This is a genomic window from Sphingomonas canadensis, from assembly GCF_026013525.1.
Taxonomy (GTDB): domain Bacteria; phylum Pseudomonadota; class Alphaproteobacteria; order Sphingomonadales; family Sphingomonadaceae; genus Sphingomonas; species Sphingomonas canadensis.
This window is the reverse complement of the sequence record NZ_JAPDRA010000006.1, coordinates 160,558-181,199: the sequence shown is the minus strand read 5'-3', so window position 1 is coordinate 181,199 and position 20,642 is coordinate 160,558. Positions and strand designations below refer to the sequence as shown.

The window sequence follows — 20,642 nt, the reverse complement described above, 5'->3', positions numbered from 1 at the left end:
GCGTCCGAGTGTATCAGGTCAACCGGGGGACGCGAGATGTTGCGACGCTTTCTGGGATGGATCGCCGCGCTGACGATGCTGGCCGCCGCGCCGGCGATCGCGGGCGAGATCCGCTATGTCCGTGCGGGCAAGCTGGTGGATGTGCTGGCGGGCCGCGTGCTCAGCGATCAGGTGATCCGCATCGACGGCGACCGGATCGTCTCGGTCGGCCCCTGGACCGGGGTGCCGGCGGATGGGCCGGTGACCGACTGGTCCGAATATACCGTGCTTCCCGGCCTGATCGACATGCACACGCATCTGGCCGATTTCGCCGATTCGAACCCCGGATCGGTGCTGATGCACTCGCCCGCGGAGGCTGCGCTGAAGGGGGCGGAGAATGCGCGCGCCACGCTGATGGCGGGGTTCACCACCGTCCATGACGTGGGCGCCTATCGCGGGCTCACCGATGTCGCGCTGCGCGACGCGATCGACGCCGGCTGGGTGCCGGGGCCGCGGATGAACGTGGTCGGCGCCTATATCACCGTGCCCGGCGGCGGTGGCGACGTAACCGGCTTCGCACCCGACGTCGGCGTTCCGCCCGACATGCGCTACGGCGTCTCCGCCACGCCGGAGGATGTGACGCGCGCGGTGCGCTTCCTGTTCCAGCGGCGGGTGAACTCGATCAAGCTGATCGCGAGCGGCGCCGTGCTCGCGGTGGGCAGCGAGCCGGGGCGGCTGGAGCTGAGCGCCGAGCAGATTCGTGCGGCAGTGGCCGAGGCGCGGGCCAACGGCGGCTATGTCACCGCCCATGCCCATGGTGCGGAAGCGATCAAGGTGTCCATCCGCGAAGGCGTGCGATCGATCGAGCACGGCAGCCTGATCGATGCCGAGGGGATCGCGCTGGCCAAGGCGCGCGGCGTGTGGCTGGTGATGGATATCTACAACGGCGACTATATCGATACCGAGGGGCGCCGGCTGGGCTGGCCGGCCGAATATCTGCGCAAGAACCTGGAGACCACCGACGCCCAGCGCCAGGGCTTCGCCGCGGCGGTGAAGGCGGGGGTGAAGATCGCGTACGGCACCGATGCCGGCGTCTATCCCCATGGCGATAATGCGCGCCAGTTCGCCTATATGGTCCGCTATGGGATGAAGCCGATGCAGGCGATCCAGAGCGCCACCAGCGTCGCCGCCGAGCTATTGACCTGGGAAAAGGACGTCGGCGCGATCGCCCCGGGCCGCTATGCCGACATGATCGCCGTGAAGGGGGATCCCCTGTCCGACATCCGCGTGCTGGAGAAGGTGGACCGCGTGATGAAGGGCGGCACGCTGGTGAAGTGACGCTGGGGGCGCGTGGCGGCTGGAGCGGGTGAAGGGAATCGAACCCTCGTCGTAAGCTTGGGAAGCTTCTGCTCTGCCATTGAGCTACACCCGCGAAACGGCGGAAAACTGCGGCTTTGCGCGGTCCTCCACCCGTTGGACCGCCCCGGTTTACACTTTCGGTTTACACCGCCGCGTTGATCCGCTCGCCGATTGCCACAACGATCGCTGTCTGGTCAACGTAGACATGGCGGATGCGTGAAACATTGGCCGCCGACCAACCCATATATTCTGCGACCTGCTGATCGGTCAGTTTGCCGGTGAGCATGAGTTTCGTCGCGAAGGTTCCTCGCGCATCGTGGAGGTGCTTCGTCCGGCGCTGCCCCGTCTCGGGATCGACATGGGCGATGCCCGCATGGTCGCGAACCTTGGCGACTGCCTTGGTGAGCCGGTCGAGATGCCACGGCTTCCCGCATTCATCGACCAGCACCGTTGCCGTGTCGGAAGCGCGCCGACGGGTCTTGAGGTCGGCAAGGACTGCTTCGAGTTCCGGGACGCGAGGGAGCCTGACGAAATGCCGCTCACCACGGCTGCGCTTCTTCGCCTTCTTCACGATGGCGCTCGGGCCGATCTCATCCCACGTCAGCGTCGCCAAATCTTCTCGCCTCAAACCCGAAGCCACGGCCAGTCGGAGCGCATCCCATGCTGGCAGCATATCCAGCTCAACGACGGCTGCCTGAAAGCGGGTGAGGTCGTCGTCGGTCCAGATGATCTCTGCCCTATCGGCGTGGTTCTTGCCGCAGAGGGAGGGGATGCCGTCCGCGACATTGATCAGCACCTTGCCGCGAAGCGTCCCGAACTTGAGCAGCGCCTTCAGCACGGTCACGCCGATGTCCGCGCCGCGCGGTGTGGAGGATCGGCTATCCCGCCACTCGACGACCTTGGCCTTCATCCGGGGATCGCTGAACACCGTGAGGGGCACATCACCCCACTTTGCTTCAATCGCGTCGAGGGCGGCACCCCACGTCTTCTTCGTCGTGGCGGCGAGCCTATGCCATTCCGGGCTGGACGGCCTGTTGGGGTTCTCCGACCGCCACAGGCGGATCAGGGATCGAAGCGTGGCCGCCTCCTTCGTCGCGCTCGCTTGCCGTTCAGCCTGTGCTTCGGCGATCTTGTTGAGGATGTCCGGGGATAGCTTCTTGGGCTTTGCAGGCCCGTCGATGCGGGCGACCTGCGGTCCCCCTCGCCAAGCATAGACATACCAGACCAGCCCGCTCGCCAGTTTCTTGGGAACGACGTGCGCGCCGGTCGCTACAGGCGGCCTAGCCATTTCTCGAACTCATCTTGCGGCGGGGAGGGTGCCATCGCGTGCGCACTGGTCACGCGGATCGTGCCGTCCGGGGCAACCTCCACGCATCCCGGTTCATATCCGCACTGACGCAGTGCTTCGACGGCGCGGCGGACATCGACTTTGCTGATGGAGCGTCGTTTGGGCTTTCGCTGAGCGGGCGGAGCCACGGGAACGACAGTAAGCGGGGGTTGTATCGGTCTGATCATGTCTTTCGCCGAAAAGAGATGATCAGGAACAATAAGCCCGAAATAAGCCTGTGCAACAACAGAATTTTGCAACCAGTTGCAAGGCACATAACAAGAACATTTCTTCACATGAGACGGGTTTCAACGTCAACTACGGTGGCTTCTGGTAGCGCTATTTCTCCTCAAATAGGGACGACGTATATCCACTCGCAGCCGATTTCGGCATTTAATGGTCGATCCGCATCAGCGCGTGCCAACGGTTCAGTCGTCAGAGAACGCGATGAACGCCTAGCGCGTCCTTTGTCTTGAGGCTGGCAATCGACCCATCGTTCGCGCGCACGATGCACTGATATTTTCCTGAGAGCGTACCTCCGAAGGCATTCTTAGCGCTGTAGTCGCGAACGATGGTGGCGATGCCGCCCTCCTCATCCTTCGCGACCGTCCACAGGCCTTCGCCGCTGAATGAGCCCCGATCGACCGCCGCCCGCTCCAACGCACTCTCGCAGGTAACGACCGCCAAGCCTTCATCGAAGGGCTTCCACATGGCGCTCACAGGTTGAGCGATGGTGACGAGGGCGGCGAACTTCTTGCGGTCCTCCAATGTCGCGTTCGGATCGAACTGGGCTCGAACGCTCCGTGCCTGATCTTCCGGGATCAGGAAGACCTCCTTGTTCGTGCACACAATCTTCCACAGGAGCGCCGCTGGCGTCGCCTTCTCGGACAGCGACACCCACGCCACATTGTCGCAGGCATCGCTCTGTGAGGCCGCCAGAGCCGCCCATCGCCGCAACTCATTGGCGCTGCCGAAGGCTCGCTTGCCGACCTTGTCGTAGCTGACCGGATCATCGTTGCGCTCCAACGGGTTCGTGAGCGACTGATCGACCTTGGCGTTCATGGCCTTCCACTGGGTGTCGTGGTCCAGCGTGGCCATTTGCTGCGGTCCCTTCACACTAACGACGGGAGGTGAACTTGCCGTTTTTGTGTCTTTCCCGCCGTTGGGAAAGAGCGCAGCGCCGACGATCGCGAGTATCACACCACTGATCGCACGCTCTTTGCCGGATAGCGTGGGTTTTCCCTCTGCGGCATTTTCGTCAAAAACCCGTGACCAGCCCATTAGGGCGGCAAGGGCGAATGCTATCGCCGACAGGATGCCGCCAAAAACAAACAGCGAGACTGCGGCGTAGATCAGCGCGCCCCATGCCAATATTCCCGGCCACCTCACGCGTCGAGGCGAGTTCGTTGTCACTGGCTCCATGCGATCCCCCAGAATGCCTGCTATGTATCCCTTAGTCTACAAGAGGTGGGGCGCGGGGCAAGCGCGCATGTAGCCGATGGGCTGTCGTTCTATGATCTGCATTGTGGTCGATGCTACCCGATGGACATTCGGGTACGCTTCGGAAGGAATGTGCGGGCTCTGCGCGCCGAGACCGGGCTCTCGCAGGACGAGTTCGCCGACAAGGTTGGTGTCCACCGAACATACATGAGCGGCATCGAGCGCGGGGTCCGAGCACCGACGATCATCGTGGTTGAGAAGATCGCGAAGGCGCTGGGTGTGTCAGCCGGAAAATTATTCGATTAAACTCGGACTTTTTTCCTCCGGGGAAAACGAAATGAAAATCATCCCGGCCAAATCTCGATTTGGCCGGTATTCTATATGATACTGTATTCTTATCCCTTCTATTCTACCGTTCTATAGGGTCTACACGGCAGACCGATCTGGTCCACTTGGTGGACTAACCAGTCCGTATCTGACACCGGTTAGTCCATTAGGTAGACTGGTTTAAGCTTTGTTCCCAGAGCGACGGGACATAACCTTCATCGTCGGGCTCCCATTGCTCCTCAATATCAGTCAGGGCTGGGCGATGCGGTGGTGTCCAGTCGAGGTTGATCAAGTAGTCTTTCATCTGGGAATGCACCGGACTGCGTCGCCGTTCGATTATTCCCTTGTCCTCCAAGCTGCGAAGCGCCTTCATCAACGACGCCTTTTTGACGGCGTGCCCGATCCCGGCATAGTGTCTGCCACCGGATAGTATGTTTGGAATTCCGATGGTGCGGTTCATGCGCTGCCAGCCAACGGTCCTGTCCAGTATCTGCATCAGTACGGTGAACTCAATCGCGGTTAGCTCTCTCATCCAATGTCGGATTACCTTCTGATACTGTTGCAGTGCCCAGAGTAGCGCATTGTCTTCTTGCGTAGCGTTGAAGGATGGGCGCTCACCCTGTTCACTCGGACCGCTCACCAAGTTCCTCCGAATAACGGGGTTTAGACAGGAAGGGCCAATATCAGTTTCCGATCGGACCTACAAAAGGCCGAGCGTCAGTGGCATTGCAGGCGGCGGTAGTCCATCGACGTATGTCTCATGGAATGGCCGCCACTGCGAAGCCGGATCGAGCGACAATAGCGTGAACCAAAGACCCGGACCGCCATGTGCCCGAAGTACGTTCTCCCATCGCTCGGGATCATCAAAGCGGGAGTGCAGCGCGGCATGGCAGGGCTTGCAGCAGCCGTAGACTGCCAGCGGTTGGCGGTAATCCTCAAGATGAAGGAAGCGATAGTCGCGGCCTCGTGGTCGTTCGCTACGGGCGTCGCCACAGATGCAGCACCCGGTCGGGCGCACGAGCCGCCCGCTGCGGATCGCAGCGTTCTGGATCGAAATGACCGCACAGCGCTGTGCCCAGCTAAATCCGTTATAAGGTCGCTCCCAGTGGCGCGGTGGCGGCGTCATAGCTTCTTGCCCACCCCCGCTCCGATCGCGATCAGCGCCTTGTCGAGCCGGACGATGCCGGGGCGAAGGCTGGCGGCAAGCGCAAGCTGGACCTCTGGCGGGTTGTCGCGGCGCTGCCCTTCGACGGCGACGCCGTGCAGGTCTTCCAAGAGCGCGGTAACATCCGCGAACAGGTGCGGGACCGACTTGCTCATGCCGTCCGTGCCTCCGCCAAGATGCGATAGACCGATGCCCGGCTAACATTCAGGCTGGCGGCGATGGCGGTGGGCTTCGCGCCCCTCGCCTTCATCTCCAGCACCTTCGCGGACTGGCGGAGCGCGGTCGGGCTCCGCCCCCGATATTTGCCGTCTGCCTTGGCTTTCGCGATACCCTCGCGCTGACGCTGCAATAGAAGCTCGCGCTCGAATTGAGCGACCGCGCCGAACATGGTGACTATGAGCTTGCCCGAAGGCGACTTGGTATCAACGGCCTGCCCGCCGAAGTCGAGGATACGCAGCGCCACGCCCTTCTGCTCCAGCATGTCGATGATCGCGAGCAGGTCCGCCGTCGAGCGCGCGAGGCGATCCAGCCGCGTGACAACCAGTGTGTCGCCCTCACGCACGAAGTCGAGGGCCGCGGAAAGCTGGGCGCGCTGCGCGACCGACGACACCTGCTCCGAGAATAGCTTCGTGCAACCCGTTGCACGCAAGTCCCTGTCTTGCGCTTCCAATCCGGCGACCTGTTCGGTCGTGGAGGTGCGGGAGTACCCCACTAGCATATTGATTTCCTTAGATTTTTCCAAGGAAATCTCCCACAAGATAGCGCGTAAGTCACGGGAAAAGCTGCGTTTTTCTGAAAAATAGCACTCGCGTGCAGCCAGCGATGCGGAGAGGGGCGGCCCTGATCTTCGCATGTTGTGCGGAGATTAGGCATCGGCCCGAGGGTCGGCCAAGAGATCGGCCAATCCTGAGCCATGTCGTGTCCAGCTATGTAAAGAAACCTTGAAAAATCCCAGCTTTTATGAGCCTAGAGCTTGGCTATCATCTGGCGAAAGATCGGCCAAATCATGCCAATCATCGAGGACGTGCAGCAGATTGAACCCGCCCTGCTGGAGGAAGCGATCCCGACCCGGATCACGGACCTCATCGCGGACCTCACGGCTGCGGCGGCGGGGCTCGGGCGTGCGTTGCATCCGCGCTCGGCGGCCAATCTCGCCGATGCCGTCAGGATGATGAACACCTATTACAGCAATCTGATCGAAGGTCACAACACGCGCCCGCGCGATATTGAGCGGGCACTGAAGGGCGACTTCGACAACGACAAAGATCGCCGGAACCTGCAACTGGAAGCGACGGCGCATATCCGGCTGCAAGCCGAGATAGATGCGCTGTCGGTGTCAGGGGTCTTGTCGGAACCTGCGTCGGGTGATTGGCTGCGATCGCTGCACCGGGAGTTCTACAAGGATGCCCCCAAGGAAATGCTTGTCGTTCGCGGCGCGGAGGGGAGCAAGCGTGAGATCATGATGGTCCCCGGCGAATGGCGCTCGTCAGCCGAACAGGATGTCGAGGTGGGGTTGCACCTGCCGCCATCGAGCGAGCGCGTCGCCGCGTTCATGGAGCATTTCGAGCGGCGCTTCCGAATGGAGCGCATGGGCACCGGGCAGCGTCTGATCGCGATGGCCTGCGCGCACCACAGGTTCAACTACATCCATCCTTTCCCGGACGGGAATGGCAGGATCAGCAGGCTGATGAGCTATGCGATGGCGCACAAGGCCGGGATCGGCGCGCATGGCCTGTGGTCGATCTCGCGCGGCTTGGCGAGGGGGCTGGAGAGCCGCGCCGAATACAAGCGATACATGCAGCACGCCGATAGTCCGCGACAGGGTGATCGCGACGGGCGCGGCAATCTGTCGCTGGCGGCGCTCACGGACTTCACCGAATGGTTCCTGAAGGTCTGTCTCGACCAGATCACGTTCATGGGTGGCCTATTTGAACTCGGTGCGCTGGCTCGGCGGCTACGTCGCTATGCCGATTTGCAGGAATGGAAGCCGGAGGCGGGAGACCTGCTCCAAGAGGCCCTGATGCGCGGGGAGTTCGATCGTGGCGACGCGCCGCGCATCACGCGGCTACCCGAACGCACCGCGCGGCGCGTGCTGAAGGAAGTCACGGACGGGGGGCTGCTCGCTTCCGATACGGAGAAGGGGCCGGTGTCGCTGCGGTTCCCGGCCAAGAGCTTGGATATTCTGTTTCCCGCGCTCTACCCGGAGGCATAGTGCTTGGTGCAACGGTTGCACCGTCTCATTGAAGTGTAGGAGCCTGCGAGAGGCCGTCTCATTGGGCCTGCGACTACTTCAGTGAGACGGGTTGGGCGCGGCGGTCAGCGTCTCACTAGGGCAGGGCTCAATGAAACAGCGCTATCGCGTCCAACATCATTTTTTCTCTATCAGATGAAGCTCCACCGGGAACCCCATGCGACTGATCCGCTCTGCTGCGGCGCGTAGGGCGACTTTGCTGAAGAACGGAAGGCCGACCTGCCCGCTTGCAGCATAGGGGTGTCGCATCACGCCGAAGACAATCGTGTAGTCGCCGGGGACTGGCTTCGTCCGACCATCCGGGAGTAATCCAGCGAAGCCCTGCTTTTTGAACTTCTTCTCACGCTTCTGGGCCGCCGCCCTGAAGCCTTTGCGGAATACCTCATCGGATACGAACGCCTCCGCCGATACCACCCCTTGGTTCCAGAGGTGGCTCAAAGGCGCGGAAGAATGACCATCCTTGAGGTGGATGAGTTGCTTGGTTTGCGATAGGAAATCGCAGGGTTCGAGAGCGGCGTTGGCTGCCCCCTTTGGGGCAACCTTAGTTTGATCCATTGAGATAAGATTGGCTTCGCCTTCAAGCTCGGTGATCAAGGCGCGCTCATTGTCGGCAGTTGTCTTCACGCGGAACGCCGGTTTCAACAGCGCAGTGTATGCGTCCTCGATCTCTTTGTGGTAGTCCTTGCTGACACCAAACCACTGACCGTCAAACAGGACATAGATGTTGTTGCGCAGCGTCACTTCGTGGACGAAGCAGGTATATAGCTTGCGCTTATGGCTCCGGTCGCCCTCACCGTCTGCAACGACCCTGATCTCATGGCTGCCTTTGAGGGCAGCCATGTCTGCGATCTGGCCGAAGTCTCCCTTCTGAAGTTCGACGACGTAGTCCTCGATAGCAAGCTCGCCATACGCTGTCTTTGGCCCGGGAGAGAGGCCGGTTCCGAAGTATCCGATTTCCAAGGCGGCGTCAGGGGAGAGAATGTCTGGAATAGCGAGATGCAAGTCTGATGGATTGCCTTGGACCATCGCTTTGAGGTCCTGAAAAACAATAGTGTCCAGTTCCTCGGTCAGCACCCGCTCTCCGACCGGCTGAACATAGTCGATAAACGCAAAGTCCGTCTTGTAGTCGGTCGCTTCATACAGCTTGAGCGCCTTCTCACAGTGCTCAACGAGCTTGTCCGGGTCCACAGCCGCGCGAAAATGTAGCGCGTCTTTGCCCGCCAGTGCCTTTGCAAAATCGCCGCTCTTGGGAGTTCCCGATGCCAACCGGAGTAGGTTGCGGTTGGCGTCGAGATCGAAGGCGCTCAAGTCGCTGTCGCGACTGGCCTGAACGCGGCGCTGCATGACAGTGGTGTCGAGGCTTGCGCTGTCCAACGTGCGCAACTTGCCGCGCGATACGCTGTTGAGCACCACTCGAAGCCCGAAGCCGCGCTGTATCGCATCCTCATCAAGGGCGTGGTGGCCCTGTCCAAAGCACAACGCAAAGAGACGCTTTTTTTGCTCTTTCCCGACGTCGATCAGCATCGCTGCTGAACAACTCTGGGTACGCAGATTGACGATCCCATCAGGCGTATAGTGTGCGAGGAATTTTGCCCAGCTTGGAGGAATGGCCGGGCTTTGTCCGACGAACAAGCGCCCCGCTGTGCTGTCTATCTCTTCCAGACCATGATCGTCCTTCAAAGCGCCTTCAGCGGTGATGCCATTTCGTAAAAGTCGAAGCGTCAGGCTTACAGTAGGTGCCTTCGCCACCGTGCCTACTCCCCAAGCATCGCAGAACACACAATTGCGCGATCAACCTTTCCAATCGAGAAAATCTGCTACAATTTCGTGCTGATGTCTATCTAGCCATTGCTTCGATGCGGACCAGTCCGGCGACGCTATCGAAAGCAGGTTCCAGAACTCGGGGCCATGGGAGCGGTGTCGCAGGTGCGCCAGTTCGTGCAAGACGACATATTCCAGTACCTTTCTCGGTGCGAAGATCAGGTGCCAGTTTATCAGAATATTGCCTTCCGGCCCGCACGATCCCCAGCCGGTAGCAAAGTCAGCGACACGGATGGATCGGGGCTGTAGGCCGAAGCGGCTGGCATAAATGGCGGCGATCTCCTTTACATTGCGCCGGGCACGCTGCTTCAGCCATAGCTTGAGTTCGCTCGCGACGAGCCGGTCTGTCTCGCGGCCTGCCCATACTGGAAGATCGACGATGAAGCCGTTGCGATAGGCGATCTCGATCCGCTCGGCGTCGCTGCGCCGGACGGTCAGCGGCATGTTGCGGCCCCGATAGGGTATCTTGGAGCCGGTCATGAACCGGGGCACGGCGTGGCGGGTTGCGGCGATCCGCTCCATCTCGCGCACGGTGTCGAGCAGCCATTGCCGCTTGCGGTCCAAGAAGCCCGCGATGGCGTCGTCGTCGTCGGTGGTGAGCGCCAGCACTTCGACATGGCCGGGCGTGACGGTGATCCGGCGTTCTGATGCAGTCGCCGAGCGACGAAGCTCGTAGGATATGGCCGTCCGCCCGATACGCAACGCGTGCGTCACTGCCCGTCCCCGTAGGCGCTGACGGCGAACTCCTCGACGGCGTCGCGGATGGCCTTGGTCTCGCCGATGTCGTGCTCCGCGAGGACACGCCGAACCTGCTGGCGAAGACTGCGGAGATATTCGGGCATGTGCGGGAACGCGGGCTGGCTTGCCTTCGCCTGCGCGTACACCGCGCCAATGGCAATGGCGGCGTCCTGCAACACCGCGTGATCGGTGTCGGGCACGATGGCCTCCATGATGCGCAGGATCGAAAACGCATTCTCGTCCATGCCAAGTTCGGCGTGCGCGCCCTGCTCGGTTTCGATGTCGCCGGTAAGCCCCTCGAACTCGCGCAAGCCCTCGGCGGCGGCGATCTGTCCTGCCTCGAAGCGGCGGATGATCTCCAGCACGCGCTCGGAGAAGCGACCATATTGGGCCGGGTTCCGGTCCACCAGTTCGCGGGTGACGCGGCGAAGCTCGGCGGACTTGCGCACGAAGGCTTCCTGCAACTCGGGCTCGGATTTCTCCTCGGTGTCGAAGTCGTCGGCGAACTCAGGATCGGTGATGCTGCGCAACCGGATCGTGGTGGAGAGCCCGGTCACATGGACGTGCTGCTCCAGCATGTCCCTGATCTTGCCGGAGTAGCTGCGGTGATCGAGGCTTTCGTCCTTGGCGATCACCTGTGTGGCGAGCCGGAGGAATGCGGCGGCCCATTTCGCCTCGCCTGTGAAGTCCAAGATAGCGGGATCGGGGGAGAGGTCGCCATAGACTTTGATGAAGATGCGCGCGAGCCGCTGGAGGTCGAACCACTCGTCCTCGCGGCCATTGCCCACGATCTCGCGGAGCGCATAGGCCGCCGCCTTCTCGTCCAGCCCTTCCAACCCCATCGCCCGCTTATGGACACGATAGCGGGCGTGTGCTTCCTTGAGGTCGTTGCGCAGGATGGCGATGTCGCGCAGCGCGTTCTCGACATCCTCGGAGCGATAGGATTGCAGCGCCTCGTCGAGGTGGCTGGTGACACCGATATAATCGACAATGCGCCCGTGCGGCTTGGCGATCTCACCGCCGTCCGGCAGCTTGATCGAGCAGGTGCGGTTGGTCCGGGCGATGGCCTGCAACAGGCCGTGCTCCTTGAGCGGCTTGTCGAGATACATGACATGCTCGATCGGCGCGTCGAACCCGGTCAGCAGCTTGTCGCATACGATCAGGAAGCTCGGCTGATGGCCGAACAGCTTGAATGCCGCCTTCGACTTCTTCTCGGCCTCGGCATCGAGATAGTGCTTCTCCAGTTCGGCGCGCAGCGCGGCAACGTCCGGGTCCTCGGAAGGTTTATTGTCCTCTTGGCTCTTGGAATAGACGCACGCGATCATCGCGTCGGCGTCCGCGCGGGCAGTGTCGGCATCCAGCCCGCCGCGCTCCAGATCGGCGGCGATCACGGGGGCGAGCGCGGCGCGGTAGAGGATCACGGCCTCACGATCCACGACGACGATTTGCGCCTTGAAGCCGTCCGGCTGGCACACCGCCTTGAAGTGCTCCCAGATGTCGCGCGCGATCAGGCGGATGCGCTCCGGGTGCTTGGCGATGGTGGCGACGGTCAGCCCCTTGCGCTTCAATGCGTCGCGCTTGTCGTCGGGCAGATCGACGAACCAGCGGTCGAACAATATGTCGATCTCGGCCTCGTTGATCGCCCAGTCGGTCTTGCGGCCTTCGTAGAGGATCGGGACGGTCGCACCGTCGCGCACCGCATCGTCGATGCCGTATTTGTCGAGATAGCCCTCGCCCTCGATGCTGAAGCGGGCATAGGTATCTTTGTCGATGCTCTTGATCGGCGTGCCGGTGAAACCGAAGAAAAAGGCATCGGGCAGCGTGGCTTGCAGATAAGCCCCGAGGTCCTTCTCCTGCGTGCGGTGCGCCTCATCGACCAGCACGATCCAGTTGGCCGAGTTGGGGATCGGGTCTTTCGACCCGGCGAACTTGAAGATCGTGGAGAGCAGGATTTGCCCGTTGCCGCCGCGCGCGACGGCGTCGCGGAGTTCGCCGACCGACGCGGCCTGCTTGGGATTGGGCAGCCCGCACGCGACGAAGGTGGTGCTGATCTGATTGTCGAGGTCGATCCGGTCGGTCAGCACCAGAATGTTGGGATTGGCGAGCGTCGCCGCGTCGAGGGTCAGGTGCGTCTTGAGCTTGAGCGCTAGGAACACCATCGTCAGGCTCTTGCCCGAACCCTGCGTGTGCCAGATCAGCCCCTTGCGGTGCACGCCCTCTGCAACCCGTTGCACCGCCTTGTTGACCGCGCGGAACTGCTGATAGCGGCAGACCTTCTTGATCTTCCTGCCCGTCTCGGGATCGGTCTCGAACACGATGAAATGCGCGAGCAGATCGAGCAGCCGGACGGGCTCACACAGGCACCACAGGTCCTTGGCGAGATCGTCGGCGAAGTCGGCGCGCCTGCGCGGCCATGCGTCGGGCCAAGGCGCGTAGAACTGCGAAGGCGCGCCCGTCGCGCCGTAGAGCGTGGCGATGCCATCGGTGACGATGTTGAAGGCGTTGGACGCGAACAAGCGGGGCACGTCGCGCTCATATTGCTTGATCTGCTCGAACGCTTCCTCGGCCTTGGCGGTGGCCTTCAAGGGCGACTTGGCCTCGATCACCACCAAGGGGATGCCGTTCACGAACAGCACGATGTCGGGGATGCGCGAACGCTGGGCGGCGACGCGGAACTGGCGCACGACATGGAAGCGGTTATTCGCGGGGTGCTTGAAGTCGATCAGCGCGACGGGGCGATCCCGGTTCTCGCCCTGCAACCGGCGCGAATAGCCGCCGCGCAGCTTGCGCTGCCAATCCTCGTTTTCGGCCAGCGTGGCAAGGTCGTTATAGACCGCCTCGGCGTCCGCCTCGCCGATACCGTTGATCGCACGCACCGCCTCGATCAGCACCGGCTTGAGGATAGCGCGGTTCTCCTCGATCCGCATCGCCAAGGCTGTGTCGGGGTGAAGCGGCTCGTATCCCAACCCCTCCAGCACATCGAGCGCAGGCTTCTCGGCGAGGCGGTATTCGCTCATGCGGGCACCCGCACGCGACCGGAGAGTAGGTCGGACATGAGCGCCGCTTTCAGAGTGTTGGCTTGATCTCGTTCGGCTTCGAGCACAGCGATTTGGGCATTGAACGAAAGCAGCAAGTCTTCGATCTCTCGCACTTCCGTTGGGGATGGCAGCGGCACCATGAGATCACGTAGAGTGCCGGAACTGATGGCGCTCATGATGCCGCCCTGCGCCGATCCCCGAAGCTGCTCCAGCACAGGCCGCGAATGATTTATCTGCCACGCCAGCCACGCGGGGGAATAGCGGGATTGGTCGATGGTGAGCGTCCAGACGTGCTTCGAGGATATTGCTGTGCCAACATTGGGCGGCACAACGCAGCATCGCCCGACCGTCCCCATGATCGTGACCATCACATCGCCGGGATAGACAGTGTAGCGCGAAAGCTCCCTATATTTCTCCTCGGACACGAAACGCCGATAGACTGGCACAAACCGTTCCACATGCACATTGTCGATCCCCAAGAAGGGGACGCCCTCGGGATGCAGTTCCGACTTGAGCAGCGCGCTGCCAAATGGTCCGCTGCGCATCGGGTAGCGCGTTTCGGCCAGCAGTGTTTCAAGCCTGACCTCGGTGAAGCCGCCCGAGAGAACTTCTTCCATTGTCCCTTGCTTCACGGACCTAACGCCATCGAGCAGGGTCTCATTGGCCGCAATCGCCTCATCCACCGACCGCAGCACTTCTGCGATCCGCCGCTGTTCGTCGAGCGGGGGAAGAAGAATGGGTTGGAGATACGCTTTGTCGCGATTGAGGCCCGGAACCCCTGTCGCTTCGTTCAACTCGTTCAGGCGAGCGTGATGCAGGGTCGCTGCGAGCCAGTCCCAATCGAGGTTCTGACGTGCTTTCACGAAATAGGTGGTGTCGATTGGCCAGAAAGGATCGGGCGACACCGTTACCGAGCCTGCTGTTCCTTTCCGACCAATAATAATGCCTCCCGAGGGCACCAGTGCCTCGTCATGCCAACCGACAACGCCATTCGAACCGTAAACCGGCACAGAGCCGGGCTGACGCGATTTGTCGGGCAACGAGCGTCCATATTCGAGGGCGATGACGTCTCTCAGCGTGACCTGCCTCCATTCTGGCGGAGGCCCCGAGACAAGCTCAACTTGTAGGGGCGGGTTACAGATTGCCAGCGCCTCACCCGACATAGCCGAGCCTCTTGAGGTGCCCGAACATCACCGCTTCGGCCTCGTCGCGCTTGGCGATCAGGTGTTGCAGCTTGGCGACTTCCGCCGCGACATCCACGGCCTCGGCATCGCCGTTGGTCTGCACGTAACGGCTGATATTGAGATTGTGGCCGTTGGCGGCGATCTCCGCGACCGGCACGACGCGCGCCAGTTTCTCGACGTCGGCGAAGCCATGCACCGCATCGGCAAGCACCTTCACATGCCCATCGGTCAGCGTGTTCTGCGCCTTGCCCGGCTGATAGGTCGCATCGCCGTTGACGATCAGCACCTTGCCGCGTCGCTCCTGCGGCTTCTTCTTCCGGCACATCAGGATCGCCGCAGGAATGCTCGCTCCGTAGAACAGATTGGACGCGAGGCCCACGACCGCCTCGATCACGTCGGCGGTCAGCATGGCCTCCCGGATGCGCGCCTCGGCCCCGCCCCGGAACAGCACGCCGTGCGGCACCACCACGGCGAGCATCCCGTCATCCTTGAGGCTCGCCAGCATATGCTGCACGAAGGCGAGGTCGCCATAGCCCTTGGGCGGGCAGCCATAGACATCGCGCCCGAACGGATCGCCGTTCGACCACACCTCATAGCCCCATACCTTTTCGGAAAAGGGCGGATTGGCGAGCACCCGGTCATAGGCTCCGACACCCTCGACGAACTCTCGCGCCTTGGGATCATATCGTTTCGGCGAGAGGATCGTGTCGCCCTTAGCGATGAACGCGTCATCGACATTGTGGAGGAACAGGTTGATCTCCGCGATGCCCCATGTCGCGAAGTTCTTCTCCTGCCCGTAAAGCGACAGGCTCCGCGCGTCCTCGCCGCGATCCTTCAGATACTGGACCGCCTCCAGCAACATGCCCGCCGAGCCGCAGGTGGGATCGTAGATCGACATGCCGGGGCGCGGCTCGACGATCTCGACCATCAGCCGCACGATCTGGCGCGGTGTATAGAACTCGCCGCCCTTCTTGCCCGCGCCCTCGGCGAACATCTTGATGAGGTAGAGATAGGCGTCGCCGAGCATGTCGGCGGGCACGTCACTGTTGCGCAGCCGGTGCTTCTCGAAGTGCGCGAGCAGCTTCTCCAGCAGCGCGTCGGAGAAACGGTCCTGATTGGCGAAGTCCACATCGCCGAACACGCCGCGCAGCCGGAGATTGGCGTCTTCGATGGCGGCGAGCGCGTTGTTGAGCCGTTGGCCGATCTGGGTGGCGTGCTTGCGCACCTCATCCCAACGATGCTCACGCGGGATGTGAAAGCGGTGCTCGTCCGGGTCGGCGGCTTCCTCGCGGTCGCCGGTCTCGGCGAGCAGTGCCTCGAACTCCTCGTCCCACACGTCGCACAGGCGCTTATAGAATAGCAGCCCGAAGATATATTGCTTGTAGTCCGCCGCATCGACGGTGCCGCGCAGAATGTCCGCCGCGCCCCAGAGATGCCGTTCCAGTTCAGATTGTGTGAGCTTCGCCACAGGGTCCCCTCGTGAATGAGGAGGGCTTATCCCCGGACCCCGCCGCAATCCAGCCTCACTCCAAGTCCGGGAATAAATCATCTAGCAGCGCTGTGGCATCCTTCAACATCTCTGCCTGTGCAGCGAGATACTCCCGTCCTTTGCGGGTGAGCCTGAACTCCCCTCGCGCGACACGCTCGATCAGGCCGTTCCGGCAGAGCCGCCGTCGATCCTGAAGGGCGTTGGCTATGATTTGGTCAATCTTGGCTTCATTGCTGCGCTTGTTCGCTCGCGCCAAGTCCGTCGAAGTCAAAGGCAGCTTGGCTTTCACGCTCCGGGTGATCTCTTGCGTCGTCATGACGTGGCCGTGTGACAGGACGTTCAGGATCACGTCCTCGACCTCCTCTTGCCCGTGGGGACGTTCGCTCCGCACCTCCAACCTCCTGTCACCTAGTTCCGATTGAGCCCCATCTCGCGGCTCTGGAGCTTGGCCTTCCAAAGCCCCTCCATCGTGCAGATGTCGTCAACCGTTGCTGCCGATCCGGCGACCTCAAGAATGCTGATCTGGTAATCGGACGGTTCGCGGCTCTTGAGCCCCTCATTACCGCCGTGCCCGGTGGCGACATAGACTTGCCATCGGCCCCAGAAGCCATCCGCGCCATAGGCTGCGCCGACATATTGCTCGCGGGTTCGGGGGCAGGTCAGCAGGTAGACACCTCTCGCGGCGGATAGCGCCGCGATCCACGGCGCGGGGGTGGTGGCGAGGCTTGCGAGATTGGCGACGAAGCTGCTGTAGCCGGGAAAGTCGGGCTCACGAAATACGCGGGCCAGTTCGATGATGGGTTTGCTGCCTTTTGGGCCATCCGCCCGTTGTGCCCAGCTTCGCTTTCCTTCGCCCCATTCCACCTTCAGGCGACCGGCGAACTGATCGAACTCCGGCAGACGCTGATAGGCATAGATGTCCAACTCCCGTCCCACCTGCGTAGCGGTCGAGCGATGCAGCGGGTCAATCCAGTCGGAGGGCACGGGCTCGTGACCGTCGATCTCATACAGTCCGACAAACAAGGTGCTTCCATCGGGTGGCACGACGAAGCCAGCCCAATAGCGGCTGTCGAAGTATGCCCGGCGATCGGCGCGCTGCGCGCTCTGGTATCGCTCGAACTCGGCTGGATCATCCCGCCAAAGGGCGTAGGGCGTAAGGCCGGTGGAAGCAGCCTGCTGGTGCCGCATCAGTCGCACGTCGCGCGGATCGAGGCTGGCGTCGATCAGCAGCATGTTGAAGGTCAAGGCCATTTGGAGCCGCCGTCGCTATGTTGTTGTGCAACTAGTTGCACCAATCAGCCCTGATTTTCGGTTTACACCTCAATCTCAAGTCATTGAAACTGAAGACCCGATTTTAGGCTGGTTTACAGCAGGAATGGCGGAAATCGGCCAACGGCGCGAGCTTGGGAAGCTTCTGCTCTACCATTGAGCTACACCCGCGCGCGGCGGTCCGGTTGCCACAGGGTTGCGGCGGCCGCAAGCCCTTCAGCGGAAGGCGTAGGGGACGGTGCCGCGCGAATCGGGGTCGATGCGGATCTCGCTGCCCGCGGGGGGGAATGCGCGCTGGTCGCAGTCGTGGCGGGGGCAGATACGGCAACTGCTGCCGATCGGCGTCGCCGCGCCGTCGATGCGCAGCCCGTCGGCATAGATGAACTCGCGCGCGTGGCTCTCCTCGCATCCCAGCGCCACGGCGAAGCGGCGCGGGGCGCGGGCATAGCTGCCGCTGGGCTTCACCAGCCCCTTGGCCATCGAGACGTAGCGCACGCCGTCCGGCGTCTCCGCGAGCTGGACCAGGATGCGATCGGGGATCGCCACCGCCTCATGCACCACCCATAGCGGGCAGGCGCCGCCGAAGCGGGCGAACTGCAGCCGCGTGGCCGAATGGCGCTTGGTGATATTGCCCGCCATGTCCACGCGGCAGAAGAAGAAGGGGATGCCGGCGGCGCCGGGGCGCTGGAGGGTGGATAGGCGGTGGCAGGCCTGTTCGAAACTGGCGCCGAAGCGCTGGCGCAGGCGATCGATGTCGTGGCGCAGCTCGCGCGCCGCCGCGCGGAAGCGGGCATAGGGCATCAGCAGCGCGCCGGCGGCATAATTGGCGAGGCCGGCGGACAGCAGCTCACGCCCCGCCGCGCTGTCCAGCCCGCGATGCGCCGTCTCCGCGATCAGCCCGGCGAACTCCAGCCGCGCGAGCTGGTGCGCCACCGCGAAGGCCTGGCTCTCCGGCGGCTGCGCGGGATCGAGGCGCAGCACGCGCGCGTCCGGATCATAGGCGCGCAGCCGGTCTCCCCCCGTCTCCACGCGCACGCCGAAGCGATCGGCCAGCCGCGCCTCCAGCCCGCGGGCTCCCTCCAGCGCATCGGCGATCCGCTCCGCCTCGCGGTCGATCGCGTCGACATAGTTGCGCTCGGCATGGAACCAGTCGCGCACCTCCTCCCAGGGCAGCCGCGCCGCCTCGCCCGATCCCGCGTCATAGCGATCGTCGAGCACGGCGAGCTGGTCCTGCGATCGGCGGAAGGCGCGGTGCAGCGCCACCATCCGCCGCGCGAGCTGGGGCTGCTGCTCGACGCCGCGGCGCACCGTGTCCGGCGCCAGCGCGGCCTCCGGCACGCTGGGATCGCCCGCGGCATCCACCGCGTCGATCAGCAGCGATGTGTCCTCCTCCGGATCGATCGCCGCCCAGTCGCCGGGAAAGGCCTCGCCCAGCGCGGCCAGCACGGCGGGGGTGATCGGCCGGTCGGCATTCTCGATCTGTGACAGATAGCTGGTCGAGATGCCGATGCGCGCTGCCATATCGGCCTGGGCGATCCCCAGCCGGTCGCGCAGCGCGCGGACGAGGTGGCCGGCGAAGATGCGGCGGGACATGGCGTTCTCCAACGGGTTGCGGAGACTTTGCAAACACAGCTTCGGTCACTTTGCAACATCACAGTTGCGCCGCCGCGCCGAGTGGTGAAAGGGGAGCGGAATCAGGTTGGAGGATGCCCCTTGTCGTCGACGATCGAGGAACTGGAGCGCCGCCGCGCCGCGGCGCGCATGGGTGGCGGGCAGAAGCGCATCGACGCGCAGCACGCCAAGGGCAAGCTGACCGCGCGCGAGCGGATCGAGGTGCTGCTCGACGAAGGCAGCTTCGAGGAGCTCGACATGTATGTCGAGCATAACTGCATCGATTTCGGCATGGCCGACCAGATCGTGCCCGGCGACGGCGTGGTGACCGGCAGCGGCACCGTGAACGGCCGGCTGGTCTATGTCTTCAGCCAGGATTTCACCGTGTTCGGCGGATCGCTGTCCGAACGCCACGCGCAGAAGATCTGCAAGGTGATGGACACCGCGCTGAAGGTCGGCGCGCCCGTGATCGGCCTGAACGACAGCGGCGGCGCGCGCATCCAGGAGGGCGTGGCCAGCCTGGCGGGCTATGCCGAGGTGTTCCAGCGCAACGTGCTGGCTTCGGGCGTGGTGCCGCAGCTCAGCCTGATCATGGGGCCGTGCGCGGGCGGCGCGGTGTACAGCCCCGCGATGACCGACTTCATCTTCATGGTGAAGGATTCGAGCTATATGTTCGTCACCGGCCCCGATGTGGTGAAGACCGTCACCAACGAGGTGGTGACGCAGGAGGAGCTGGGCGGCGCGATTACCCACACCACCAAATCCTCGGTCGCCGACGTGGCGTTCGAGAATGATATCGAGGCGCTGCTGGCCGCGCGCGACTTCATCGATTTCCTGCCCGCGTCGAACCGCGAGACCGCGCCCGAGCGGCCGAGCGACGATCCCTGGGACCGTATCGAGCCCAGCCTGGACACGCTGATCCCGCCCAGCGCCAACCAGCCCTATGACATGCACGAGTTGATCCGGAAGGTACTGGACGAGGGCGATTTCTTCGAGCTTCAGCCGGGCCATGCGGCCAATATCATCATCGGCTTCGGCCGCATCGAGGGGCGCACCGTGGGCGTGGTGGCGAACCAGCCGATGGTGCTGGCGGGCTGCCTGGACATCAACAGCTCGAAGAAGGCGGCGCGCTTCGTCCGCTTCTGCGACGCCTTCGAGATCCCGATCGTAACCTTCGTCGACGTGCCGGGATTCCTGCCGGGCGTGGGGCAGGAGCATTCGGGCATCATCAAGCACGGCGCCAAGCTGTTGTTCGCCTATGCCGAGGCGACCGTGCCCAAGATCACCGTCATCACGCGCAAGGCCTATGGCGGCGCTTATGACGTGATGAGCTCCAAGCATCTGCGCGGGGACCTCAACTATGCCTGGCCCACCGCCGAGATCGCGGTGATGGGCGCCAAGGGCGCGGTGGAGATCATCTTCCGCGGCAAGACGCCGGAGGAGATCGCCGAGCGTACCGCCGAATATGAGGCGCGCTTCGCCAACCCCTTCGTCGCGGCGAGCAAGGGCTTCATCGACGAGGTGATCCAGCCGCATTCCACGCGCCGCCGCATCGCGCTGGGGCTTCGCAAGCTGCGGGGCAAGCAGCTCGAGAACCCGTGGAAGAAGCATGATAACATTCCGCTCTAGATTCTGAAGGAGGGG

General features: G+C 62.9%; 18 protein-coding genes and 1 tRNA gene. 5 read left to right on the top strand and 14 right to left on the bottom strand.

All coding sequences use genetic code 11. From position 1 onward, the window contains the following. Positions 1–36 precede the first annotated feature (36 nt). A complete protein-coding gene (locus tag OM513_RS13620; RefSeq protein ID WP_264944986.1) occupies positions 37–1,317 on the top strand; it encodes a Xaa-Pro dipeptidase in 1,281 nt (426 codons plus the stop codon). Positions 1,318–1,337: 20 nt separating this feature from the next. Here the strand turns inward: OM513_RS13620 and OM513_RS13615 are convergent. The 3 genes from OM513_RS13615 to OM513_RS13605 form a co-directional block, all read right to left on the bottom strand. Continuing rightward, positions 1,338–1,411 (bottom strand) — tRNA-Gly (locus tag OM513_RS13615). Between the two features lie 69 nt (positions 1,412–1,480). After that, entirely contained in the window at positions 1,481–2,626 is a 1,146-nt protein-coding gene (locus tag OM513_RS13610; RefSeq protein ID WP_264944985.1) for a tyrosine-type recombinase/integrase, read from the bottom strand. Between the two features lie 474 nt (positions 2,627–3,100). Next, on the bottom strand, positions 3,101–4,036 hold the full coding sequence (locus tag OM513_RS13605; protein ID WP_264944984.1) for a hypothetical protein: 936 nt from the start codon (positions 4,034–4,036) through the stop codon (positions 3,101–3,103). A 171-nt stretch (positions 4,037–4,207) separates the two neighbouring features. Between OM513_RS13605 and OM513_RS13600 the strand changes: the two genes are divergently transcribed. Further along, positions 4,208–4,411 (top strand): helix-turn-helix domain-containing protein, encoded by a 204-nt coding sequence (locus tag OM513_RS13600; RefSeq protein WP_264944983.1) that lies wholly within the window; start codon positions 4,208–4,210, stop codon positions 4,409–4,411. 187 nt (positions 4,412–4,598) lie between these two features. On the opposite strand, the gene OM513_RS13595 is transcribed toward OM513_RS13600, so the two are convergent. The 3 genes from OM513_RS13595 to OM513_RS13585 all read right to left on the bottom strand — a co-directional run bounded on the left by OM513_RS13595 (position 4,599) and on the right by OM513_RS13585 (position 6,339). After that, positions 4,599–5,072, bottom strand: coding sequence for a hypothetical protein (locus OM513_RS13595; RefSeq protein WP_264944982.1), 474 nt, complete (start codon positions 5,070–5,072; stop codon positions 4,599–4,601). A gap of 482 nt (positions 5,073–5,554) precedes the next feature. Further along, a complete protein-coding gene (locus tag OM513_RS13590) occupies positions 5,555–5,752 on the bottom strand; it encodes a hypothetical protein (RefSeq protein ID WP_264944981.1) in 198 nt (65 codons plus the stop codon). Then, positions 5,749–6,339 (bottom strand): recombinase family protein, encoded by a 591-nt coding sequence (locus tag OM513_RS13585; protein ID WP_264944980.1) that lies wholly within the window; start codon positions 6,337–6,339, stop codon positions 5,749–5,751. The genes OM513_RS13590 and OM513_RS13585 overlap by 4 nt, the downstream gene beginning before the upstream one ends. 231 nt (positions 6,340–6,570) lie before the next feature. Between OM513_RS13585 and OM513_RS13580 the strand changes: the two genes are divergently transcribed. Next, positions 6,571–7,809 (top strand): Fic family protein, encoded by a 1,239-nt coding sequence (locus OM513_RS13580; RefSeq protein ID WP_264944979.1) that lies wholly within the window; start codon positions 6,571–6,573, stop codon positions 7,807–7,809. 156 nt (positions 7,810–7,965) lie between these two features. Here OM513_RS13580 and OM513_RS13575 read toward each other — a convergent pair whose 3' ends face one another. From OM513_RS13575 to OM513_RS13545, 7 genes are read right to left on the bottom strand one after another with little or no spacing between them, the layout of a single operon-like run. Continuing rightward, complete coding sequence (locus OM513_RS13575; protein ID WP_264944978.1) at positions 7,966–9,597, bottom strand: DUF6119 family protein; 1,632 nt, start codon at positions 9,595–9,597, stop codon at positions 7,966–7,968. 42 nt (positions 9,598–9,639) lie between these two features. After that, complete coding sequence (locus tag OM513_RS13570; RefSeq protein ID WP_264944977.1) at positions 9,640–10,383, bottom strand: M48 family metallopeptidase; 744 nt, start codon at positions 10,381–10,383, stop codon at positions 9,640–9,642. Next, the gene (locus OM513_RS13565) at positions 10,380–13,424 is read right to left on the bottom strand and encodes a type I restriction endonuclease subunit R (protein WP_264944976.1); all 3,045 of its coding nucleotides are present in this window, start codon (positions 13,422–13,424) and stop codon (positions 10,380–10,382) included. Before OM513_RS13565 ends, OM513_RS13570 begins: the two co-directional genes overlap by 4 nt. Beyond that, a complete protein-coding gene (locus OM513_RS13560; RefSeq protein WP_264944975.1) occupies positions 13,421–14,608 on the bottom strand; it encodes a restriction endonuclease subunit S in 1,188 nt (395 codons plus the stop codon). The genes OM513_RS13565 and OM513_RS13560 overlap by 4 nt, the downstream gene beginning before the upstream one ends. Next, positions 14,598–16,097, bottom strand: a complete 1,500-nt coding sequence (locus OM513_RS13555; RefSeq protein ID WP_264944974.1) for a type I restriction-modification system subunit M — start codon at positions 16,095–16,097, stop codon at positions 14,598–14,600. Before OM513_RS13555 ends, OM513_RS13560 begins: the two co-directional genes overlap by 11 nt. Before the next feature lie 55 nt (positions 16,098–16,152). Next, a complete protein-coding gene (locus OM513_RS13550; protein ID WP_264944973.1) occupies positions 16,153–16,467 on the bottom strand; it encodes a winged helix-turn-helix domain-containing protein in 315 nt (104 codons plus the stop codon). 59 nt (positions 16,468–16,526) lie between these two features. Further along, a complete protein-coding gene (locus OM513_RS13545; protein ID WP_264944972.1) occupies positions 16,527–17,351 on the bottom strand; it encodes a GIY-YIG nuclease family protein in 825 nt (274 codons plus the stop codon). Here OM513_RS13545 and OM513_RS13540 point away from each other — a divergent pair. Then, positions 17,350–17,547: a hypothetical protein gene (locus OM513_RS13540; RefSeq protein WP_264944971.1), complete on the top strand. Its 198-nt coding sequence runs from the start codon at positions 17,350–17,352 to the stop codon at positions 17,545–17,547. The two genes, OM513_RS13545 and OM513_RS13540, sit on opposite strands and share 2 nt — an antisense overlap. A 56-nt stretch (positions 17,548–17,603) precedes the next feature. Here OM513_RS13540 and OM513_RS13535 read toward each other — a convergent pair whose 3' ends face one another. Next, on the bottom strand, positions 17,604–18,980 hold the full coding sequence (locus OM513_RS13535) for a helix-turn-helix domain-containing protein (RefSeq protein ID WP_264944970.1): 1,377 nt from the start codon (positions 18,978–18,980) through the stop codon (positions 17,604–17,606). Between the two features lie 120 nt (positions 18,981–19,100). Here OM513_RS13535 and OM513_RS13530 point away from each other — a divergent pair, with 120 nt between their 5' ends. After that, complete coding sequence (locus OM513_RS13530) at positions 19,101–20,627, top strand: acyl-CoA carboxylase subunit beta (protein WP_264944969.1); 1,527 nt, start codon at positions 19,101–19,103, stop codon at positions 20,625–20,627. Positions 20,628–20,642 lie beyond the last annotated feature (15 nt).

Bases quoted from the DNA above. Each gene is read 5' to 3' on its own strand.
- OM513_RS13565 (WP_264944976.1), bottom strand. From the start codon at position 13,424: ATGAGCGAATACCGCCTCGCCGAGAAGCCTGCGCTCGATGTGCTGGAG.
- OM513_RS13545 (WP_264944972.1), bottom strand. From the start codon at position 17,351: ATGCTGCTGATCGACGCCAGCCTCGATCCGCGCGACGTGCGACTGATG.
- OM513_RS13590 (WP_264944981.1), bottom strand. From the start codon at position 5,752: ATGAGCAAGTCGGTCCCGCACCTGTTCGCGGATGTTACCGCGCTCTTG.
- OM513_RS13600 (WP_264944983.1), top strand. From the start codon at position 4,208: ATGGACATTCGGGTACGCTTCGGAAGGAATGTGCGGGCTCTGCGCGCC.
- OM513_RS13620 (WP_264944986.1), top strand. From the start codon at position 37: ATGTTGCGACGCTTTCTGGGATGGATCGCCGCGCTGACGATGCTGGCC.
- OM513_RS13540 (WP_264944971.1), top strand. From the start codon at position 17,350: ATGTTGAAGGTCAAGGCCATTTGGAGCCGCCGTCGCTATGTTGTTGTG.
- OM513_RS13610 (WP_264944985.1), bottom strand. From the start codon at position 2,626: ATGGCTAGGCCGCCTGTAGCGACCGGCGCGCACGTCGTTCCCAAGAAA.
- OM513_RS13535 (WP_264944970.1), bottom strand. From the start codon at position 18,980: ATGTCCCGCCGCATCTTCGCCGGCCACCTCGTCCGCGCGCTGCGCGAC.
- OM513_RS13560 (WP_264944975.1), bottom strand. From the start codon at position 14,608: ATGTCGGGTGAGGCGCTGGCAATCTGTAACCCGCCCCTACAAGTTGAG.